The 2,014-nt window shown below is 70.6% G+C and carries 2 protein-coding genes; both read left to right on the top strand.

Going from position 1 to position 2,014, the window contains the following annotated elements; translation table 11 throughout:
* On the top strand, positions 1-1,476 hold a 1,476-nt coding region (locus ACIP60_RS38255), incomplete at its 5' end, for a sugar ABC transporter ATP-binding protein (protein ID WP_400694271.1).
* A partial coding sequence (locus ACIP60_RS38250) for an ABC transporter permease (protein ID WP_400694268.1) occupies positions 1,473-2,014 on the top strand: 542 nt, incomplete at its 3' end. The genes ACIP60_RS38255 and ACIP60_RS38250, both read left to right, overlap by 4 nt.

Here is a 2,014-nt window from a genome sequence, read left to right as displayed (position 1 = left end):
GTGCAGGCTCTTGCCGGTGTCACCCTGGATTTCCCGGCCGGTCGGGTGACCGCGTTGATGGGGGAGAACGGGGCCGGGAAGTCGACCCTGTTGAAGATCCTCACCGGTGACCACCAGCCCACCGAGGGCCGGGTGCTGCTGGACGGCGAGCCCGTCCAGCTCTCCTCGCCCATCGACGCCCGCCGCGCCGGCATCCGGATCATCCCGCAGGAGCCCGAGATCATCCCGCACGTCTCGGTCGCCGAGAACGTCTACGCCGGCTCCCTGCCCCGCGCGGCCGGACGCCGCCTGGACCGCGCCGAACTACGCCGCCGCATCCGCGCCGACCTCGAACACCTGGGCTTCGCCGGCGTCCTGGACCCCGACCTGCTCGGCTCCCAACTCACCCCCGCCCAACGCCAACTGGTCGAGATCATGCGCGCCCTGACCGGCCAGGCCAAGGTCATCGCCTTCGACGAGCCCACCTCCTCGCTCTCCGACCACGAGGTCGAAGCGCTCTTCGCCCTCATCCGCCGCCTGCGCGAAAACGGCATCGCCGTCATCTACGTCTCCCACCGCATGCAGGAGATCTTCCAACTCGCCGACCGCATCGCCGTGCTGCGCGACGGCGCCCTGGCCGGCGTCCTGGAGACCGCCGCCACCCACGAGGGCGAACTGGTACGCCTGATGGTCGGCCGCGACCTGTCCGCCATGTTCTCCCGCGAACACGTCGCCACCGACCGCATCGTCCTGGACGTCCGCGGCGTCAGCACCGACGACGTCCACGACATCGACCTGCAGGTGCGCGCCGGCGAAGTCGTCGGCCTGGCCGGCCTGATCGGCGCCGGCCGCTCCGAACTCGCCCTCGCCCTGGCCGGCGACCGCCCCATCCACACCGGCACCGTCACCCTCGACGGCCACCGCCTGCCCTCCGGGAAACCCGGCGCCGTCATCCGGGCCGGCCTCGGCCTGGCCCCCGAGGAACGCAAAGCCCAAGCCCTGTTCCTGCACCGCTCCATCCGCGACAACACCTCCACCGTCGTCCTGCAACGCCTGCGCCGCCTGCGCTTCGTGCGACGCGGCGCGGAGCGCGAACTCGCCCGGCACTACGCCGACCGCCTACGCGTGCGCACCCCCTCCATCGAGACGGAAGTCCGCAAACTCTCCGGCGGCAACCAGCAGAAAGTCGTCCTCGCCCGCTGGCTGGCCCACAAACCCAAGGTCCTCATCCTCGACGAGCCCACCCGCGGCATCGACATCGGCGCCAAGGCCGAGATCTACCAGATCATCGCCGACCTCGCCGCCGAAGGCGTCGCCATCCTCGTCATCTCCTCCGAACTACCCGAGGTCCTCGGCCTCGCCGACCGCATCCTCGTCATGCAGAACGGCCGCATCACCGGCGAACTCGACCGCGCCCACGCCACCGAGGAGAACATCCTCAACCTCGCCATGGCCGACGACATCGCCCCCGCCCGCACCACTGGAGCCACCCCGTGACCACCACCACCCAGCCGACGGCACCCGCCAAGCCCACCGGCGCCACCACCCGCTCGCTACTGGCCTCCGTCGGCGGGCAGAACCTCAGCCTCATCGGCGCCCTGGCCGTCGTCCTCGCCCTCTTCGGCACACTCAACGACAACTACCTCAGCCTGTCCAACATGCAGGTCATCGCCGAAGCCGCCACCATCACCGGCCTGCTCGCCGTCGTCCAGACCGTCGTCATCATCTGCGGCGGCCTCGACATCTCCGTCGGCTCCCAAGCCGGCGTGGCCTCCGTCGTCTCCGCCATGGCCTTCACCTCCACCGGCGCCAACCCCCTCGCCGGCATGGCCGCCGCCATCGCCGCGGGCCTGCTCATCGGCGTCCTCAACGGCGTCATCATCGTCTACGGCCGCGTCAACCCCACCATCGCCACCCTCGCCGGCCTCGCCGCCTACAAGGGCCTGGCCCAACTCATCTCCAACGGCCGCGCCCAGGGCTACGTCCTCAACGACGACGTCTTCATCTTCCTCGGCCGCGGCAAAATCGCCGGCCT

This window comes from Kitasatospora sp. NPDC088783, from assembly GCF_044750705.1.
Taxonomy (GTDB): domain Bacteria; phylum Actinomycetota; class Actinomycetes; order Streptomycetales; family Streptomycetaceae; genus Kitasatospora; species Kitasatospora fiedleri.
This window is presented reverse-complemented; position numbering and strand designations above follow the sequence as displayed.